Genomic DNA, 18,937 nt, shown 5'->3' with positions numbered 1-18,937 from the left:
AATGAACAGGATAAATAAGTACTGCGTATTGGCAATTGGTTTCATCGCATCTTTGCTTTTGCTGTATAGCTGCGTGGAGCCATTTTCTCCGCCGGAAGTTAATTCAGATGCAAAATATCTGGTTATTGACGGGTTTTTAAACATGGGCTCCGACACCAGCAGGATTAATTTAAGCCATACGCAAAGTTCGACCGCCACGGAAGCTGTTTTGAATGAAGTTGGGGCTATAATTACAGCGGAGGAGGAAAAAGGGCAGACTTACAATTTTGTTGAGGAAGGAAACGGATCGTATTATCTGCCACATCAAAATTTTAATGTAACCGGGAAATACCGTCTTCATATCAAAACAGCAAACGGAAAAGAATATGTTTCGGATTATGTTGAGGTAAAAAGCACCCCACCGATCGACAGCGTAGCTTATAAATATGACAGTCGCCAGGAGGGAGGCGTTATGTATGTCAACACGCATGATCCAAAAAATCTTACCCGGTTTTACCGCTGGAAATTTGAAGAAACCTGGGAATATCGTTCTGCTTTTTATTCGGGACTGGAAGTTGTTAACAAGCAAATTATTTCCAGAAGAGAGAATGTTAACACTTGCTGGCGGACAATCAAATCCGGGAATATTCTGTTGGGTTCTACAATTAAATTGTCGCAGGATATTATAAAAGATCTTCCGCTGACTGTGGTTCCGGTTTCTACCAATAAACTTTATATCAAATATAGTATTCTGGTAAAACAATATGGATTGACGCAGGATGCTTTTGAATACTGGACAAGCCTGGCCAAAACAACCGAAGGAACAGGCAGTTTATTTGATCCGCTGCCTTCACAGGTTACCGGAAATTTTAAATGTGTAACAGATTCGAAAGAGTTGGTTTTTGGCTATTTCAGCGCATCCGTGGAGCAGACCAAAAGAATATTTATATCACCAGGGTTAGGTGCGTATCCAACCTGCGCCAGACCTGATACTTTGACAATATCCGAAGCGATGAATTCAACTCCGGGTGAAGTTCTTTTAAATTTTACGGGAACAAGACCGGATTCAGTTCTTTATAGTAATGCTGCCTGTGCGGATTGCAGAGCGCAGGGAGGCACAACGACAAAACCTTCTTTTTGGCAATAATTTTTACCATAACGATATCAAAACGTGAATTGCAAACGATTCCTATGGTTAGTCCTCAGCTTGTTATCTTTTCCATATTTGGGAAAAGGACAGGATAACAATTTGTCTGAGATTGAAAAGAAATTTCAATTGTTTAGTCAAAAGGCTATACAGGAAAAATTGTATCTCCACCTTGACCGCAGTTTTTATGTGGTCGGTGAAACCATATGGTTTAAAGCCTATGATGTGAATGGTGCTTCAAATCAGCTGATGGATTTAAGCAAGATTGCATATCTGGAAGTAATGGATAAGGAGCAAAATGCTGTAATCCAGACGAAATTTTCTTTGTCAGGTGGAAAGGGTAATGGCTCGCTGATTATTCCCTCCTCCGTTGTAAGCGGGAATTATAAAGTAAGATGTTATACCAACTGGATGAAGAATTTCAGTTCGGATTATTTTTTCGAAACTACAATCTCGGTTGTTAACCCATTTGTCAAATTTGATCCAAACCCTGACGAAAAACAGGAAATAGCTTATGATATCCAGTTTTTCCCTGAAGGTGGCCAGTTGGTTAGAAATGTTGAAAGTAAAATCGGATTTCGTGCCGTGGCGAGTGATGGCAAAGGAATTAATTTTAACGGGGTTTTGGTCAATCAGAATAATGATACGCTGGTCAGGTTTTCACCAAGAAAATTCGGGATTGGCAATTTCATGTTCAAACCTGTTGCCGGAAATGAATACCGGATCTTGATCAAAGATTCAAAAGGAAAAATCAACGCGTACAAACTTCCGGAAGTTCAGGAGCAAGGTTACATAATGCAGGTGAAAGATTCTACGGCGAATCTGGTGAAAGTAATTGTAACTGCGCAAACGGAAAATTCTGAAAGTAATGTGAGTTTATTTGTACATGCTCATCAGGCAAATATTTATTCAGAAACAAAACCGCTGACCTCGGGAAAAGCTGTTTTTGTTTTGGAAAAAAATAAAATAGGAGAGGGTATAAACCAGATCACAATTTTTAATGCATCGGGAAAACCGGTTTCAGAAAGACTTTATTTCAAACGTCCGGCCAAGGATTTTATAGTTGACGGAAAAGTAAGCAAGCAGGAATATAATACGCGGGATAAAGTGATTATGGATCTGACGACAAACTCAGACGCCACAATTGCAGAAATGTCTAATCTTTCCGTTTCGGTATTTTTAGCAGACTCCATTCAAAATGATGACCAGGAAAATATCAGCAGTTATTTATATCTGTCCTCGGATTTGAAGGGAAATGTAGAATCACCGGAATATTATGCCCAAAGAAATAGCAATGAAATTGACTCCGACCTTGATAATCTGATGATCACGCAAGGCTGGCGCAGATTTAAATGGGACGATGTTTTTTCAAAAACTCCGGTAACTTATGCTAATCTTCCGGAGTTTGACGGCCATTTTATTTATGGTAAGGTTTTCAATACCATATCCAACGAGCCGGCCAGTGGAATAAACACTTATCTTGCCGCTCCGGATTTTCCTGCCAGATTATATTTTTCCCAAAGTGATGCCACAGGAGCAATACGGTTTGAAGTAAAAGAGTTTTTTGGACCGAAAGAAATAACGATTCAGACAAATCTTAGTCTGGATAGCACTTATCGTTTTGAAATGGCAAATCCGTTTTCAAAACAACCTTTAAAAGTTGGATTGAAATCTTTCTTTTTTGATAAAAAACTGGAAAACCAGTTGCTGAGACGGACCGTCAATATGCAGACAGGCAACTCGTTTTTACCAAAAATATATAAGGAAAATAAATACGTTTTTTCGGATTCAATCGCCTTTTTTGGTGCTCCGGATGAGAAATATTTCCTGGATGATTTTACTCGTTTTCCAACAATGGAAGAAGTTATGCGGGAATATGTGCGCGGTGTAATGGTGCGGAGACGTCAGAAAGAATTTCATTTCCGGATGGTTGATAAATTATTTCCTCAAACCATTTTCAATACAGATCCTTTGATTTTGCTGGATGGGATTCCGGTCTTTAATACAGATAAAATCATGGCTTTTGATCCATTAAAAGTAAAAAAGATTGAATTAATGAATGCACATTACTATCTTGGCTGGGGAGATTTTACCGGGATAGTGAGTTTGTCGACATACCGGGGAGATTTGGCCGGATTTGAAATGGATCCACGTGTTTTGGTTTTACCCTATGAAGGTGCACAAATTAAAAGAGAATTTTATGAGCCAAAATACGACACTCAGGTAAAGTTGCAAAGCCGTGTTCCGGATTTCAGGAATTTGTTGCATTGGGCTCCTGATATCGATACCGATGTGCAAGGAAAAGCGCAGCTAAGTTTTTATACCTCCGATCAACCGGGGCGCTACCGGGTAATTATCCAGGGAATTACAAAAACCGGCCTGGCTGGCAGCAAAACATTTTCATTTGAAGTAACACGAAGAAGCTTATAGATATTACAGTGTCGTCCACCCAAATCCAGTGCAGTACCAAACCCGAAAAATAACCTTTCGGGTTTTTTATTTGTCAAATCAAAAAATAAAACTCTCCAACCTCTGCGCAAAATAACTTTCGAACTCTGCGTTTAAAAACTCAAATGTAAAATTCAGAAGTATGTTTGATTTCCTTTAAAACGAACGTACTGTTGAGCACGCCGATGTTATCAATTTTGGATAATTTATATTTTACGAAGTCATGATATTCATCCAGACTTCGGACATTGATTTTCAAAAGAAAATCCACTTGCCCCGCCATATGGTAACATTCCTGCACCTCATCCAGATTCTGGATTTCCTGTTCAAACTTTTCTATGAAGGCTTCATTATGATAGCGCATAGAAACCTGACAGATCGTAGTAATAGGTCTGTTGATTAATTTTTTATCCAGAATGGCGACGTATTGCTTGATAAATCCCAGATTTTCCAGCCGCCGAATCCGCTCGTAAATTGGTGAAATAGTAAGGTTGAGAATATTGGCAATTTCCTTCGTCGTTTTCTTGGCATCCTTTTGTAAAATGCGTAAAATTTTGGTGTCGATCTTATCTATTTCTTCCATGATGGCATAATTTTTCCTGCTTTTATAATAGAGATTACTTGCAATAAGTAAATATTTCTTTCAATTGATACTCAAACAGTAATCTTTATTGAAATTGAGTACAATAATTTAAAATATTATCTTAAAATGCAAAATTGCAAGTGATTTATACTTTGTAAATATCTTGGAATATGAAATCTGAACGAATTTTAGTGATCGGAGCAAATGGCCAGATTGGATCGGTGCTGGTGGAATATTTGCGCGGTATGTATGGTGAAAGCCAGGTTATTGCTTCTGACTTAAAAAGAAATTCGGATCGACAGGATTATTTTGAGGTGTTGGATGCAACAGACGGAAAGACGCTGGATAAAATCGTGAAACGTCACGGTATAACACAAATTTATCACCTTGCTGCAATTCTGTCTGCAAAGGGCGAGCAGGACCCATTGAATACCTGGCAAATCAATATGCAAACCTATTTCAATGTGCTGGAAGTAGCCCGAGAAAATGGTGTCAAAAAGATATTTTATCCGAGTTCGATAGCCGTTTTTGGATCACATGTGCATGGTTCGGCAGATCAGTTTTCTTATCTGGATCCATCTACGGTTTACGGAATCAGTAAGGCGGCTGGTGAAAACTGGTCGAATTATTACTTCAATCGTTACGGAATGGATATTCGCTCATTGCGTTATCCGGGAATTATCAGTTATCAATCGATGCCGGGCGGAGGTACTACGGATTATGCCGTTGACATTTATCACAAAGCTGTAAAAGGTGAACATTTTGATTGTTTCCTGAAAGAGGATACAACGCTTCCCATGATTTATATGAGCGATGCCATGGATGCAACGGTTCGTTTGATGGAAGCTCCTGCGGAAAAAATCACTGTTCGAACGGGTTACAATCTTGCCGGAATGAGCTTTTCACCAAAAGAAATTTACGAAAGTATCCGTAAGATCATCCCTGATTTTGAAATAAGTTACAACCCGGATTATCGTCAGGCAATCGCTGAATCATGGCCGCAAGAAATTGACGATTCCGAAGCCAGAGCCGATTGGGGATGGCGTCCGGCTTATTCGCTGGATAAAATGACTGAAGAAATGATTACTGAATTAAGAAAAAAATATGAAATAGTAAGAAGCTAAACCTTCTGTTATTGATTCATTTTAAAATATAAAAACATGTACGGAGATATTAAAGAACAACTTCAAGGAGAACTGGAAGGCATCAGAGAAGCCGGACTTTATAAAACTGAGCGCATTATTACAACGCCTCAGGCAGCGAAAATTGCTACGGATAACGGAAAGGAAGTTCTGAATTTTTGTGCCAACAATTACCTTGGACTTTCTTCACATCCGGATGTGATCGAAGCTGGAATTGAAGCCATCAAAACACATGGTTTTGGCATGTCGTCCGTTCGTTTTATCTGCGGAACACAGGATATTCATAAAGAACTGGAACGCAAAACAGCTGAGTTTTTAGGTACGGAGGATTGTATTTTATATGCGGCCGCTTTTGATGCAAATGGTGGTGTTTTTGAACCTTTGTTGGGTGAACAGGACGCTATTATTTCTGATGAATTAAATCATGCTTCGCTAATTGACGGTATCCGTTTGTGTAAAGCAAAACGTTTCCGTTACAAGCACAATAATCTGGAAGATCTTGAACAGCAATTAAAAGATGCGCAGGGAAGTCGCCGGATTTTGATTGTTACAGATGGCGTTTTTTCAATGGACGGAACCATTGCCCAGCTTGACAAAATCTGTGACCTGGCAGAACAATATGGTGCGATGGTGATGATTGATGAATGCCACGCATCAGGATTTATTGGTAAAACAGGTCGTGGAACGCATGAATTCCGTAATGTAATGGGCCGGATCGATATCATCACCGGAACATACGGAAAAGCATTAGGCGGTGCTTCTGGAGGTTTTACAGCCGCCAAAAAGGAGATTGTTGAAATTCTTCGTCAACGTTCTCGTCCATATTTGTTTTCAAATACCTTGGCTCCGTCAATTGTTGGCGCTTCTATAAAAGTTCTGGATTTATTAAGCAAATCCACCGCACTTCGCGACAAGCTTGAAAACAGTACAAAATATTTCCGTGAAGAAATGACAAAAGCTGGTTTTGACATTCTTCCGGGTGAACATCCGATTGTCCCGATTATGCTTTATGATGCAAAACTGGCACAGCAATTTGCAGCAAAATTATTGGATGAAGGAATTTATGTAATCGGATTTTTCTATCCGGTAGTGCCACAAGGAAAAGCAAGAATTCGTGTGCAGATTTCAGCCGGACATGAGCAGGAACATCTTGAAAAAGCGGTTGCAGCTTTTACGAAAGTTGGTAAAGAACTTGGTGTGATTAGCTAATATTCATTTATAAAAACAGAAATCCGGGTACTGGAAAGTATCCGGATTTCTGTTTTATATATGATTTGAATTAATTATTTTGACCTGGTTCTGGTTCAAGCAGTTCTACTTCAACAAGTAAAGATTGCAAAATCGAATTGCCATACTGGGTAACCATGGCCACATCGGCAGCATCACGTCCATGCGCAATTTCAATCCGGTAGCCTTCGGTTTTTTCCTGCACCGCATCAAACGGATACCACTCTCCGCCGATGTAAACCTCAAACCACGCGTGAAGATCGATGTCTTTTAATTTGTCGAGATATCCGACAGTCATCCGTGTTGGAATGCAGAGATTCCGGCAAAGCGCAATGGCCAAATGCGTGAAATCCCTGCAAACGCCGAAGCGATATCTGGCCAGATCCACCGCGGTAGTACTGGCATCCGTTACCCCATATTGGTAAGTAATGTTATTGTGTATCCAGCTTCGGATCGCTTCCACTTGCTCATAACCTGGCACCAGGTCGCCGGCAATTTCCAGGGCAAGCATATTAATTTCGTGCAAATCTGACTGGCAATAACGGCTGGGCAAAATGTATAGCATGACTTCATCCGGCAATTCACTAACCAGCATAAATTTTGGTAAGGGATCCGGAGTGACTTTGGTGGCATTTATGCTTGCCTCGACTTCGGAAATAATTGTTACTTTTCCAACGGGTAAAATGGCCCGCTGACATTTATTGCCATATATATCGGTGAATTCTGAAAATGGAATTGTTGGTTCGATATAAAAACCTTCACTGATAATGGATTGGCCTTCTTCATGTCTTGGGCGCAGCATTGTGGTAATTGTTGTGGGCGCATATACGTCGTAAGTGAATATGCTGCGTCCCTTCATTCTCATGTATTGGTCGTTTAAGTAAAGTATGTAAAGATAGAAAGCATTATTGATGGAAATCAGGTGCAGAGCTCATTTTTAAAATTTTCTTAACAGAAGAATGCAAACTATTATGCCAGAATTTCTGGAAGGGAAATTTTATAATAATGTCGCGCAATTTTTTTCAGGATCTTACGATCTTGTTAAAATATCAGGTATTATTATTAGTCAATTAAATCTTGGATACTTAGTGAAATTGAAATGCTTTTAAGCAGAAGGATGCGTAAAAGAGAATATTAGATAAACATTAAAATCCTTTGACAGATGATCTAATTTTATTTAATTTCTGTTTTTGAAAGCAAGACGATGGATTTATAACAAACTTAAAGGTGGGTTACATTTCCTGGAATTAATAAAACCGGTACTCTGATGTAACAATCACCGCCGGCATTTTCAAATTTAAAGTTAAAATTACTATGGCAGTTACAAAGTGGATAGTAGACCCGGTACACTCTGATGTACAATTTAAAATTAAACATTTGGTAATCTCTTCCATTACAGGTTCTTTCAAGAATTTTGAAGGAGGGGCAACATCTGATTTGAATGACTTTGAAAATGCAGAAATCCATTTTTCTCTGGATGTTGATAGTATTGATACAAATCAGAACATGCGGGATGAGCATTTGAAATCAGCGGACTTCTTTGATGCCGCACAGTATCCGCATATTACTTTCCAGTCAAACTATTTTCACAAAGTAAAAGGAGATCATTACAAACTTTCAGGCTTGCTGACGTTGAAAGGTATTACCAAACCTATCGAACTTGATGCTGAATATGGCGGAACGGAACGTGATACAGATGGAAATATCAGGTTGGGCTTTGAAGTAGAAGGAAGACTTAGCCGCCAGGAATTTGGATTGAATTATATGCAGCTGACAGAAACCGGTGGTCTTTTAATCGGTGAAGATGTGAAGCTGATCGCTAATATACAATTGATGAAGCAGAATTAAGAAATCTGTTTTTAAGAGAGGTGCCCGTCACAGTTTTTGTGAACGGGCATTTTTCGTATAAATGATTTCATTTTTGTGGTTAATAATTTGTGGCATTTAGGTCGGCCATAATTACGGTATTTCAGGGGCGTTTAGGTTTCGTTTCCCGTGGGTTAAAACCACGGCTACAATGTCGTTCATGCCTACGGCATTTTTGGTTTGGTTGTGGTTTCGAATTCCGCGGGTTAAAACCCACGACTACAATGTCGTTCATGCCTACGGTATTTCAGGGGCGTTTAGGTTTCGTTTCCAGTGGGTTAAACCCACGGCTACAATGTCGTTCATGCCTACGGCATTTTTGGTTTGGTTGTGGTTTTTCTGGTTTTCAGTGGATTGAATCAAAATGTGCAATATCATTCAGGCCAGATAGTATTTTTTAGAAACAGTGCCTTCGGCGCGACCGATATTGTAGCCACGGAATTTATTCCGTGGTTTTCATGAATTTGTCTCAGGAGAAAAAGTGCCTTCGGCACGGCCGACATTGATGATTTCAGTATTTTTTCATTTCCATTAACAAATATTCCTAAAACAAATTATTTTCACTAAACACTGTTTATTATATTTGCATTGTAAATTAAAAATATCAAAATGGGAATCGTAGAACGGAAAGAAAGAGAACGTGAAGAAATGAGGGAATTGATTTTAGAGGCAGCTCGAAAACTATTCCTTGCCCAGGGATTTGATAAAACAAGTATCAGAAATATCGCGGAGGCTATTGAGTATAGTCCGGCTACCATTTATCTGTACTATAAAGATAAAAATGAACTGCTTTATTCACTTCATGAAGCAGGTTTCAGGAAAATGATGGAGCAGTTTTCTATTGTGGCTACTGTTCAGGATCCTTTCGAAAAACTCGTTGCCATTGGAAATCAATACTTGAAATTTGCGATTGAAAACCCGGAACTATATGACCTGATGTTTATTATGGACGCCCCGATGGAAACTTTATCCTGTCGGGAAGAAGAATGGGACGAAGGCGCCAGATCTTTTGAATTTCTCAGAACAACAATTGCAGAATGTATTACGGCCGGCCATTTTAAAAATACCCTGGATGTTGAAAGTGCTTCACTGACCATATGGAGTTTCATGCATGGGTTATTATCGCTTCATTTAAGGAAACGATTAACTTTTTTAGACGATAATCGTGAAATGGAACGCATTCAGGATTCTTTCAAATTATTTGTTGAAATGATTAAATCCTCAATGTAAATATGAAGAATTTATTAAAACTGGAAGAAGCCGCAGAATGGATTCTTTCTATTTTTCTTTTTAGCAAATTAGAATTTCCCTGGTGGTGGTATCCGGCGCTCATCCTTCTTCCGGATATAAGTATGATTGGTTATGTTGTAAATACAAAAGTGGGTGCTGTTTTGTATAATCTTGTTCATCATAAAGGGGTAGGAATTACTATGGCCATAATTGGATTTTCGCTTTCAATTCAGCCTCTTATGCTAGCAGGATTAATTCTTTTTGGTCATTCCTGTATGGATCGACTATTCGGTTATGGGTTAAAGTATAATGATAGTTTTCAACATACACACTTGGGCAAAATAGGAAAGTAAAAAAATTTGCATCATCACTAAACACTGTTCATTTAATATTTATTAATTATTACTTTACTAGCTATGAAAAAAGTACTTATTATAAACGGACATCCAGATCCCGGAAGTTTTGCTGTCGCGATAACAGAGGCTTACAAAATAGGAGCACTACAGGCAGGTGCGGAGATTAAAGAGATAATAGTAGGCAAGCTGGATTTCAACCCGATCCTTCAATTTGGTTACAGAAAGCGCACCGAACTGGAACCTGATTTATTAGATGCACAACAGAAAATACTTTGGGCAGAGCATATTGTCTGGATATATCCGATATGGTGGGGTGAAAGACCTGCTTTGTTGAAAGGTTTTATAGACAGGACATTTTTGCCAGGTTTTGCATTTAAATATCGTGAAAATTCAGTTTGGTGGGACAAACTTCTTGCAGGGCGCAGTGCACATATTATCATTACGCTCGACCAACCGGCCTGGTATTATTGGCTTGTAAACGGTCGGCCAACATTTTATTCCATGAAAAAGATGACATTAGAATTTTCAGGTTTTAAGCCGGTGAGGACAACAACTTTGGGACCTATGAGAAATTCTACGGATACATACCGTGAGAAGTGGCTTAGGAAAATTGAATTAATGGGTAAGGAATTAAGATAATGCTATTTGCTGAGCTATATTAAGAGCACAAAATTATCCTGATTAAAGTCTGAATTAAATCTCGGCTTACATCAATATTACATACCTTGGGAACTGAAACCTTTGGTATGAAATATATGAAAAGACCGTTTTATCATTTTGTTTTATTAGGCTTATTTCTTGGTTTAAATAAAAGTGCATTTGCCCAGACAAAGCAGGAATCTACCTGGAAATCTATTTTCAATGGAAAGGATCTCAGCAACTGGGATACTTACATGCGACAGCCGGAAGGTACCAATCAAAAACCATTTGGTTTAAATAACGATCCGCTTAAAGTTTTTACCGTTTCGGATGGAGCAATTCATGTTTCCGGTCAGCTTTGGGGCGGTGTAAGTACAAAAGATGAATATGAAAATTATCATCTGAGATTTAAGGTAAAATGGGGTGAGAAAAAATGGTATCCTGTGCCGAATGACACGATTAAACGCGATGCCGGATTACTTTATCATGCAACCGGTCCATTTAATTTTGCTTATGACTGCTGGCTGAGAAGCAGTGAATTACAGATTCAGGAAGGAGAAATTGGTGATTTTTTTGGCGTTGGCGCAGGTTCTGCTGAGTTTCCTTTGCAAAAGAAAAATGTTCGAGGAAAATCGCTGGATCAATATAATCCCGATGCTCCTTTGCAGAGAAATGCGGATGCTGTTGGTGGTGGGAGAGTTTACCGTTCAGGTGATTTTGAGCTGCCGCATGGACAATGGAATACCTGTGAATTGATAACTCGTGGTGCAGACGCAGTTTATATTGTGAATGGTTATGTGGTAAATCGGCTTTTTAATACTTACCGGCAGGGAATTCATCAGCAGACAACCCGTGGGAAAATTCAGTTCCAGTCAGAAGGAGCAGAGGTGTTCTATAAAAACATGGAGCTGCGTCCTATTAATTTCAATCGTAAAAATGCTCCGCATTTAGTTGCAGATCAATCAGCTCTTAAAAATATTAATGCTGACAAACCGGAACTATTGAAAATTACGAATTCGGGCGATGATGTTGAATTGATAGCAGTCGAACTTATCGGGAATGCTAACGATCAGTTTGTTATTAACCTACCTTCTTTTCCGTTTAAAATTACCAAAGGAAAATCTTTTACCTTGCCAGTTTCAGTCAAGCCAGGAACGACAGCAAACACAATTGTTAAATTTAGATTGGAAACGGTGTTAGGACCGGTTCCGGATTTTGAAGTGAGTTTGGAAAGTAAGTAAATTGTCGAATCGTAACGGTATGTTAATAATTGTTTTGTAATCTTCAATTTACAGAATCCGTAACTTTCAACTTCCAGAATTTATAATTCCTTCCCTATCTTTACCCTCTCAACACAATCCTGCCAAGCAATGAAATTCCTGAAAATCCTTCTCTACATCATCGGTTCGATATTATTTATTTTGCTGATCATGGTTGCAACGATGGTAACAACCATTGACCGGACACCTTACAAGGAGATGTCGTATTACAAACAGTGGAAAGAAAATGTTGGCAAAATAACGAATCAACCAGTCGCCGATACCCTTTCGAACACATTAAGTGCGGGTTGGGCAAAAGTGAATATTACGCCTGCAACGCCGGGACCAATGGCCGGTTATGGCAAAAGAAGAGGGAAACATTATGAAGCCGTGCACGATTCAGTGTATGTACGGACAATAATTATTGAAAATGGTGTAACAAAAGCAGCAATTATTACAGCTGATATGCTGATTGTTCCGCCTAATATCACGGCTCGTGTTAAAGAGCTTTTACCTGCAACCGGATTTTCTTTCGACCAGGTTTATTTTGGCGCAATTCATAGTCATAACAGTTTGGGAGGCTGGTACAATACCATTACGGGAAAACTTTTTGCAGGACCTTATGATGCTGCCGTGGTGGAAACTGTGTCACAGGCCATTATAAAATCGATCAATGATGCGAAGAAAAATATTCAACCTGCAACGATTGGTTTTGGAGAAGTAAAGGATACAATTGATATCAAAAACCGTCTGGTCGGTGATGAAGGAATTGTCGATCCTTGGGTTAGAAATTTGGAAATTACTAGTAATAACGGGCAAAAAGCGATGATCAGTTCTTACGCAGCGCATTCTACGATTTTGAATGCAAGTACCATGGAATTATCGCGCGACTGGGCGGGTGCTCTCGTAGACGATCTGGAAAGCAGAGAAGCAAATTTCGCCGTCTACATGGCTGGTGCCGTAGGAAGTATGGCGCCAATCGAAAAAGGGAAAGATGATTTTGACGAAGTAAAAAACCAGGCTGGCAGTGTTGAAAAATCAATTCAAACCATTATTGGAAAATTTGAAAAGCAACCGGCAATTCTTCGGTCGGTTACTGTTGCGTTGCCTTTGAGAGATCCGAGACCTAAAATTATGCCGAATCTGGCGCTTCGGAGCTGGGTTTTTCGGTGGGCTTTTGGCGATGTGCCTTCTTATATGAAAGCGTTACGTATCGGAAATATTTTGATGGTCGGAACGCCTTGTGATTTTTCCGGAGAACTGATGCCGGAATTGACAGCTTATGCAGCGAAAAAAGGTCTGCATTTAATGGTGACGAGTTTCAATGGCGGTTATGTTGGGTATATTACCAATGATAAATACTTTGATAGAGACCTGTACGAAACTAAAACCATGAGCTGGTTTGGTCCGTACAATGGTGCATATTTTCAGGAAGCAATTAAAGATTTGATCGACAAAATGTCTTGATAGCTGTTAGCGATTAGGTCGGAAGGTTGGAATTCTTTGCTGAAAAAAATTGCATCGATATTATTTCTAACGTCCAAAAGCTAATCCCTAACACCTGAATTTATGAAGTATTTATTGACAAGTTTTTTGGTCGCAATGATTGCGACGGTTGGTATCGCACAAGCTCCAATGCGTCTGGCTGTGGCCGGATTAAGTCATGGACATGTGGGCTGGGCATTTAATCGTGCTGATAAAAAAGATGCCGTTTTGGTCGGAGTTTATGAACCCAATCAGGAATTGGTTGATCGTTTTGTTAACAGATATAAGTTAGACAAAAAGCTGTTTTACAGTGATTTGAATAAAATGCTGGATGAAACGAAACCGGAAGCGGTTTCTGCATTTGGGCCGATCAACGAACATGTTGTACTCGTACGCGCCTGTGCTCCCAGAAAAATAAATGTAATGGTTGAAAAACCTCTTGCCACAACTTTCGCTGACGCAAAGGAAATCCAGAGTCTTGCATTGAAAAATAATATTCATGTTCTGACAAATTTTGAAACTTCCTGGTATGCCAGTAACCAATATGTGCATGATCTGTATGAAGAAGGAAAGCTGGGGGAAATCAGAAAAGTGATGGTTAATGATGGCCATCAGGGACCAAAAGAAATTGGTGTTGGAAAAGAGTTTTTTGAAATTCTGACTGACCCTGTTAAAAACGGAGCGGGTGCTTTAACGGATTTTGGCTGTTATGGCGCAAACCTGATGACATGGCTAATGAAAGGCGAACGACCGATTTCGGTAACCGCAGTTGCACATCAAAATAAACCGGATATTTATAAAAATGTAGATGACGAAGCGTCGATTATTTTGCAATACCCAAAAGCACAATGTATCATCCAGGCATCGTGGAACTGGACTTTTGCGCGTAAAGACATGGAAGTTTATGGAACCAAAGGATATGCAGTAGCCGTTGACGCTACAACAATAAGAGAACGTTTACAGGAAAAAGCACCGGAAGAAAAAAAGAAAATTGATCCGCGGCCTGCACCTTACACAGATCCTTTTTCAGTTTTATCTGACGTAGTTCAGGGACGTTTGAAACTGGATAAAAATGATTTGTACGGATTGCCTGTTAACGTTACAGTTGTTGAAATTCTGGAAGCAGCAAGAAATTCGGTTAAGTCTGGTAAGGCAGTAACCTTAAAATAAACGATAATTCAAAAATAATTCACCAGTGCAAAAATCAGAACCCTCTCCACTCGATCCAAAACCAGTCAGTTTTTCGCAAACTACACTTACGGAATTGATGATTCCTTCATACGCCAACTTTGGAGGGAAAATTCACGGAGGGATTTTACTTTCTCTGATTGATAAAGTTGCTTACGCGTGTGCATCACGACATGCGGCTACATATTGTGTGACTGTTTCGGTAGATGGAGTTGATTTTTTAAAACCGGTTGAGGTAGGAGATCTGGTTTCCTTAATGGCGTCCGTTAATTATGTTGGAAGAACTTCGCTCGTAATCGGTATTCGTGTGATTGCTGAAAATGTCAGAAATGGAATTCAGCGGCATACCAATACTTCTTATGTAACGATGGTGGCGAAAGGTGAGGATGATTTGCCGGCAATGGTTCCGCCTTTATTGTTAGAAAGTGAAGAAGATGGCAGAAGATTTCTGGAGGCAATGACACGCCGTCAGTTAAGAGAAGAATTCCGTCACGCTTTTAATAGTGAAAAAGGCAGAATTGATGTCAATGAAAATATGGATGAACTTCTCAAGCAGCGTTGTGTGATTGGCTGGTGATTAATTTCTACTGCCTGAAATAAATATACAGGCAGTAGAAATTTAAATTTTAAAAACCGAAAATTCCGCCTTTTTTGGTTCTGGTTGTAGATTTGCCAAATAGCATTCCAAAAACGCCACGAACAACTTCCCTTCCTATTTGTTTTGCCAAAGGTGAAGCAAGCGCTTCTTCAAACATACCTTTCTCCTGTTTGCCGCTCGTTTTCGTTACAGTAGTTTCTTCTTTTATCTGAGCCTCCTGTCTGGCCCGTTCCTCAATTCTTTTTGTCAATATTTCATAAGCACTTTCAGGATCAATAGGATCTTTGTATTTCAAATATACATCCGACTGGCGCACGTGATTTTCATAATCCGATTGTGTCATCGGACCCATAACCGAAGTTGGCGGCAGTAAATGTGTGGCTGCAACTTCCGTCGGGATACCTTTGTCATTCAAAACCGTAATCAGTGCCTGACCAATACCCAAAGTTGTTAAAATCTGGTCGATGGAATAAAAATCTGAACGCGGATACGTTTTTACTGTTTGTTTCAGCGCATCAGCATCCTGAGGCGTGAAAGCACGAAGAACGTGTTGTACGCGATTTCCCAATTGTGCCAAAACAGAAACCGGAATGTCCTGAGCCATTTGCGTACAGAAGAAAATCCCTACACCTTTTGACCGGATCAAACGAACAACCTGTTCAATCTGATCCATAAATGCTTTCGGAGCATCTTTGAAAAGCAAATGTGCTTCGTCCAAAAAGAAAACCAATTTTGGTTTGTCCAAATCACCAGCTTCCGGCAAAGTTTGATACAATTCAGCAAGAAGACTTAACATGAAAGTCGAGAAAAGCGCAGGCTTATCCTGAACATCAGAAATATTCAAAAGACTGATCACACCTTGTCCGTCAACTTTATTAATCAGATCAGAAATATCAAATGATTTTTCTCCAAAAATAGATCCAACGCCTTGTTGTTCCAAAGCAACGATTTTACGAAGAATAGTACCCGCTGTTGAAGAAGAAATCGAACCGTAATCTGATTTAATTTCAGCTGCGCCCGGACCTTCTGAAAGATAACTCAGGACTTTTTTCAAGTCGTTCAAATCGATCATCGGCAGTTTTTTATCATCCGCATATTTGAAAAGAATAGCCAGTACACCCGATTGCGTATCGTTCAATTCAAATATTTTTGATAACAAAATAGGGCCAAATTCCAGAATTGTCGCCCGCATTTGTGCACCTTTATTTCCGCTTAATGAATAAAGTTCAACTGGGTAACCTTGTGCTTTAAAGGGTGTCCCTAAAATGGCAGAACGCTCTTCTATCGCTGCATTTGACGTTCCTGGCTGTGCAATACCGGACAAATCACCTTTAATATCCGACATAAAAACAGGTACGCCGGCAGCTGAAAGTTGCTCAGCCAATACCTGAAGTGTGCGTGTTTTTCCTGAACCGGTTGCCCCGGCTACCAATCCGTGGCGGTTCATCATACGAAGCGGCAGATTCACTTTTGCTTCTGTAATTATTTCCCCGTCAAGAATAGCCGACCCCAGATGAATCGTTGGTTTATCAGTTTGATAAGATTTCTGGATAGCCGCTACGAATAGATCTCTTTTTGACACTTGTGTATAGGTTATTGTTAATAATGGTCTAATTTACCAAAATTATATATTTTGTAATGATTTCAAGCCCCGGCGTGAATATTCCAAGTGAAATGATACTCTTTTAAGATCTTATATTATTTTTCGTAGTAGTTTGGTTTTGCGAAATATTATTAGGTATTTTGGTATTATCACTATGACAATATTCTGAAATAATTTATTAAATACAATTCTTGCCGCTTATGCTTAGTCGAGTTGCTAATTCAATCTATTGGATGAATCGTTACATGGAACGGGTTGAAAATTATGCCCGTTTTGTCGGAGTTAATTTTAACCTTGCACTTGACCTGCCGCCTGATGTGGATGAACAATGGGAGCCGCTTCTTATTGCCACAGCTGATCATTTTCTTTTCCACAAATATTATGACAAACCGACCAAGGAGGACGTGATCCACTTTATGACGTTTGATAAGCGTAATCCGAATTCCATTGTGAGCTGTTTGTATGAAGCGAGGGAAAATGCACGTACAATCCGTGAAACCATTTCGAAAGAAATGTGGGAAAGTATCAATACATTTTATCTGACCATTCGCGGAACTTCTCCTGATGATTTCCGGAATATGGACCATATGCAATCATTTTTTACAGATATCCGTAAAAACTGCCAGCTTTTTCATGGTGTTGTGGATGCGTCGATTACGCGTAATGAAGCATGGCATTTTGGTCGTTTAGGCCGTCATATCGAGCGTGCCGATAAATGTTCAAGATTCCTGGATGTTAAGTATTTTACGCTTTTGCAGGATACCGGAACTTCTGGTTCTACTTTGGATCTGATGATGTGGACTGCTGTTTTGAAATCTGTAAGTGCTTATAATATGTATCGCCAGACACATCGTGCTTTGACGCCGATGAACATTGTAGCATTTTTAATTCTTGATAAATTATTTCCGCGTTCTATCGCTTACTCAGTTCGTCAGGCAGAACTTTCCTTGTATGCAATTGCAGGTTCAATTCCTGAACGCGGACATACCAATCCCGCTGAAAGAGCATTGAGCAAAATGCGCAGTGAACTTGAATTCACAGACGTAGAGGACGTTTTCAAAATGGGTCTTCATAAATATCTGGATCGTTTCCAGACAAATAATAACGAAGTAGATAACGCCATTTTTGATATGTATTTCGGTCTGGAATCTGAGAAATCACAGACACAATCGATGGGACAAACCTCCGGACATATCAGAAGTCAATGGATGAACTGAACCAATTGTAGTTAGCAGAGGGTTTTATCTTTATAAATAGCATTATCTCTTTTGCTGAAAACACAGGAAATTCTATGAATCTGAAAGTTCGTCATTCACTTGACTATAGTTACGATTTTCCTGTTGAGCTGGATTCACATACTTTGTATCTGTATCCTAAGGCCTATCCTCACCAACGGGTACTTCAGTATTCGTTGGTAATAGATCCTGCGCCTTCGAATATTGTTAAAAATGTAGATGCCGAAGGAAATGTCGAACAGGTCGTTCATTTTTTCAATGGCCCGGTTACAAGTTTGAAAGTACGTGCGGAAATGACGGTTTGTTCAGATCCTGTGAATGTTTTTGATTTTGTACTTTTCCCATTTATCACAAAAAATATTCCCTTTTTGTATGATAACAGGATTTACAAATATCTGATCCCTTATCTGAGCAGAAATGAGGCAACGACTTATGTTGAGCAATTTGCCAGGAAAATTGCAGCGGAGGTAGATTGGGGAACGGTTCCGTTTCTGGTTGAACTGAGCAAATACATTTCAGAAAATTTTTCTTATCAAAACAGAGAGTTTGGGATAGCCTATCCTCCTGATGATACTTTGCGCGACAAAACCGGATCGTGCCGGGACTATTCCCGTTTATTTATTGCAGCATGCCGCAGTATTGGTATCGCAGCCAGATTTGTAAGCGGTTATTTATATGGAAATCCAATGCAGGCGCATGAACTTCATGCATGGGTGGAAGTTTATTTACCAGGTGCCGGCTGGCGGGGATTTGATCCGACAGAAGGAAAAGTGATTGCCAATAATCACATCAGTTTGGGCGCATCCGCAGACTTTGATCAGTTGGCGCCTGTTATGGGATTTTTCCGGGGCTCGGCACATTCATCTCTGGTGACGCATGTGGACATTGAACTGGTATAATTGATTACAGCCAATTACTCAATTATAGTATTGTTTTAGTAAATAATCCGATA

Annotated in this window: 17 protein-coding genes; 14 read left to right on the top strand and 3 right to left on the bottom strand. The window is 39.6% G+C overall.

Features of this window, described 5'->3' with window-relative positions; translation table 11 throughout:
* The first annotated feature begins 1 nt into the window (after position 1).
* Together IEE83_RS25600 and IEE83_RS25595 are read left to right on the top strand one after the other, a co-directional pair.
* Positions 2-1,126 (top strand): DUF4249 domain-containing protein, encoded by a 1,125-nt coding sequence (locus tag IEE83_RS25600; RefSeq protein ID WP_194123625.1) that lies wholly within the window; start codon positions 2-4, stop codon positions 1,124-1,126.
* 78 nt (positions 1,127-1,204) lie between these two features.
* Positions 1,205-3,556, top strand: a complete 2,352-nt coding sequence (locus tag IEE83_RS25595; RefSeq protein ID WP_228102076.1) for a hypothetical protein — start codon at positions 1,205-1,207, stop codon at positions 3,554-3,556.
* 139 nt (positions 3,557-3,695) lie between these two features.
* Here IEE83_RS25595 and IEE83_RS25590 read toward each other — a convergent pair whose 3' ends face one another.
* Positions 3,696-4,157: an Lrp/AsnC family transcriptional regulator gene (locus IEE83_RS25590; RefSeq protein ID WP_194123624.1), complete on the bottom strand. Its 462-nt coding sequence runs from the start codon at positions 4,155-4,157 to the stop codon at positions 3,696-3,698.
* A gap of 170 nt (positions 4,158-4,327) precedes the next feature.
* Between IEE83_RS25590 and IEE83_RS25585 the strand changes: the two genes are divergently transcribed.
* Positions 4,328-5,281 (top strand): NAD-dependent epimerase/dehydratase family protein, encoded by a 954-nt coding sequence (locus IEE83_RS25585; protein WP_194123623.1) that lies wholly within the window; start codon positions 4,328-4,330, stop codon positions 5,279-5,281.
* A gap of 36 nt (positions 5,282-5,317) precedes the next feature.
* Positions 5,318-6,508, top strand: a complete 1,191-nt coding sequence (kbl, locus tag IEE83_RS25580; protein WP_194123622.1) for a glycine C-acetyltransferase — start codon at positions 5,318-5,320, stop codon at positions 6,506-6,508.
* A gap of 70 nt (positions 6,509-6,578) precedes the next feature.
* Here kbl and IEE83_RS25575 read toward each other — a convergent pair whose 3' ends face one another.
* Positions 6,579-7,391 carry a transglutaminase-like domain-containing protein gene (locus IEE83_RS25575; RefSeq protein ID WP_194123621.1) on the bottom strand — a complete coding sequence of 271 codons (813 nt, stop codon included), beginning with the start codon at positions 7,389-7,391 and terminating at the stop codon, positions 6,579-6,581.
* Between the two features lie 449 nt (positions 7,392-7,840).
* Between IEE83_RS25575 and IEE83_RS25570 the strand changes: the two genes are divergently transcribed.
* The 8 genes from IEE83_RS25570 (at position 7,841) to IEE83_RS25535 (ending at position 15,126) form a co-directional block, all read left to right on the top strand.
* Positions 7,841-8,374 (top strand): YceI family protein, encoded by a 534-nt coding sequence (locus IEE83_RS25570; protein ID WP_194123620.1) that lies wholly within the window; start codon positions 7,841-7,843, stop codon positions 8,372-8,374.
* Positions 8,375-9,001: 627 nt separating this feature from the next.
* Positions 9,002-9,622, top strand: a complete 621-nt coding sequence (locus IEE83_RS25565) for a TetR/AcrR family transcriptional regulator (protein WP_194123619.1) — start codon at positions 9,002-9,004, stop codon at positions 9,620-9,622.
* A gap of 2 nt (positions 9,623-9,624) precedes the next feature.
* Positions 9,625-9,975, top strand: a complete 351-nt coding sequence (locus IEE83_RS25560; protein WP_194123618.1) for a DUF4260 domain-containing protein — start codon at positions 9,625-9,627, stop codon at positions 9,973-9,975.
* Between the two features lie 63 nt (positions 9,976-10,038).
* A complete protein-coding gene (locus IEE83_RS25555; RefSeq protein ID WP_194123617.1) occupies positions 10,039-10,617 on the top strand; it encodes an NAD(P)H-dependent oxidoreductase in 579 nt (192 codons plus the stop codon).
* A 116-nt stretch (positions 10,618-10,733) separates the two neighbouring features.
* Positions 10,734-11,858, top strand: coding sequence for a 3-keto-disaccharide hydrolase (locus tag IEE83_RS25550; protein WP_228102075.1), 1,125 nt, complete (start codon positions 10,734-10,736; stop codon positions 11,856-11,858).
* A gap of 129 nt (positions 11,859-11,987) precedes the next feature.
* A complete protein-coding gene (locus tag IEE83_RS25545; protein WP_194123615.1) occupies positions 11,988-13,343 on the top strand; it encodes a neutral/alkaline non-lysosomal ceramidase N-terminal domain-containing protein in 1,356 nt (451 codons plus the stop codon).
* Between the two features lie 102 nt (positions 13,344-13,445).
* On the top strand, positions 13,446-14,531 hold the full coding sequence (locus tag IEE83_RS25540; protein ID WP_194123614.1) for a Gfo/Idh/MocA family protein: 1,086 nt from the start codon (positions 13,446-13,448) through the stop codon (positions 14,529-14,531).
* A 97-nt stretch (positions 14,532-14,628) separates the two neighbouring features.
* Positions 14,629-15,126, top strand: a complete 498-nt coding sequence (locus tag IEE83_RS25535; RefSeq protein ID WP_194124812.1) for an acyl-CoA thioesterase — start codon at positions 14,629-14,631, stop codon at positions 15,124-15,126.
* 49 nt (positions 15,127-15,175) lie between these two features.
* On the opposite strand, the gene IEE83_RS25530 is transcribed toward IEE83_RS25535, so the two are convergent.
* Positions 15,176-16,729, bottom strand: a complete 1,554-nt coding sequence (locus IEE83_RS25530) for a helicase HerA-like domain-containing protein (protein ID WP_194123613.1) — start codon at positions 16,727-16,729, stop codon at positions 15,176-15,178.
* Positions 16,730-16,950: 221 nt separating this feature from the next.
* Here IEE83_RS25530 and IEE83_RS25525 point away from each other — a divergent pair, with 221 nt between their 5' ends.
* Together IEE83_RS25525 and IEE83_RS25520 are read left to right on the top strand one after the other, a co-directional pair.
* Positions 16,951-17,967, top strand: coding sequence for an alpha-E domain-containing protein (locus tag IEE83_RS25525; protein WP_194123612.1), 1,017 nt, complete (start codon positions 16,951-16,953; stop codon positions 17,965-17,967).
* Positions 17,968-18,041: 74 nt separating this feature from the next.
* Positions 18,042-18,884 carry a transglutaminase family protein gene (locus IEE83_RS25520; RefSeq protein WP_194123611.1) on the top strand — a complete coding sequence of 281 codons (843 nt, stop codon included), beginning with the start codon at positions 18,042-18,044 and terminating at the stop codon, positions 18,882-18,884.
* Positions 18,885-18,937 lie beyond the last annotated feature (53 nt).

Origin of the sequence: Dyadobacter subterraneus (genome assembly GCF_015221875.1) — a bacterium.
Classification (GTDB): Bacteria; Bacteroidota; Bacteroidia; order Cytophagales; family Spirosomataceae; genus Dyadobacter; species Dyadobacter subterraneus.
This window is presented reverse-complemented; position numbering and strand designations above follow the sequence as displayed.

Coding starts and splice junctions, on each gene's coding strand:
- IEE83_RS25600 (WP_194123625.1), top strand. CDS start 2: ATGAACAGGATAAATAAGTACTGCGTATTGGCAATTGGTTTCATCGCA.
- IEE83_RS25590 (WP_194123624.1), bottom strand. CDS start 4,157: ATGGAAGAAATAGATAAGATCGACACCAAAATTTTACGCATTTTACAA.
- IEE83_RS25585 (WP_194123623.1), top strand. CDS start 4,328: ATGAAATCTGAACGAATTTTAGTGATCGGAGCAAATGGCCAGATTGGA.
- kbl (WP_194123622.1), top strand. CDS start 5,318: ATGTACGGAGATATTAAAGAACAACTTCAAGGAGAACTGGAAGGCATC.
- IEE83_RS25575 (WP_194123621.1), bottom strand. CDS start 7,391: ATGAGAATGAAGGGACGCAGCATATTCACTTACGACGTATATGCGCCC.
- IEE83_RS25570 (WP_194123620.1), top strand. CDS start 7,841: ATGGCAGTTACAAAGTGGATAGTAGACCCGGTACACTCTGATGTACAA.
- IEE83_RS25565 (WP_194123619.1), top strand. CDS start 9,002: ATGGGAATCGTAGAACGGAAAGAAAGAGAACGTGAAGAAATGAGGGAA.
- IEE83_RS25560 (WP_194123618.1), top strand. CDS start 9,625: ATGAAGAATTTATTAAAACTGGAAGAAGCCGCAGAATGGATTCTTTCT.
- IEE83_RS25555 (WP_194123617.1), top strand. CDS start 10,039: ATGAAAAAAGTACTTATTATAAACGGACATCCAGATCCCGGAAGTTTT.
- IEE83_RS25550 (WP_228102075.1), top strand. CDS start 10,734: ATGAAAAGACCGTTTTATCATTTTGTTTTATTAGGCTTATTTCTTGGT.
- IEE83_RS25545 (WP_194123615.1), top strand. CDS start 11,988: ATGAAATTCCTGAAAATCCTTCTCTACATCATCGGTTCGATATTATTT.
- IEE83_RS25540 (WP_194123614.1), top strand. CDS start 13,446: ATGAAGTATTTATTGACAAGTTTTTTGGTCGCAATGATTGCGACGGTT.
- IEE83_RS25535 (WP_194124812.1), top strand. CDS start 14,629: ATGATTCCTTCATACGCCAACTTTGGAGGGAAAATTCACGGAGGGATT.
- IEE83_RS25525 (WP_194123612.1), top strand. CDS start 16,951: ATGCTTAGTCGAGTTGCTAATTCAATCTATTGGATGAATCGTTACATG.
- IEE83_RS25520 (WP_194123611.1), top strand. CDS start 18,042: ATGAATCTGAAAGTTCGTCATTCACTTGACTATAGTTACGATTTTCCT.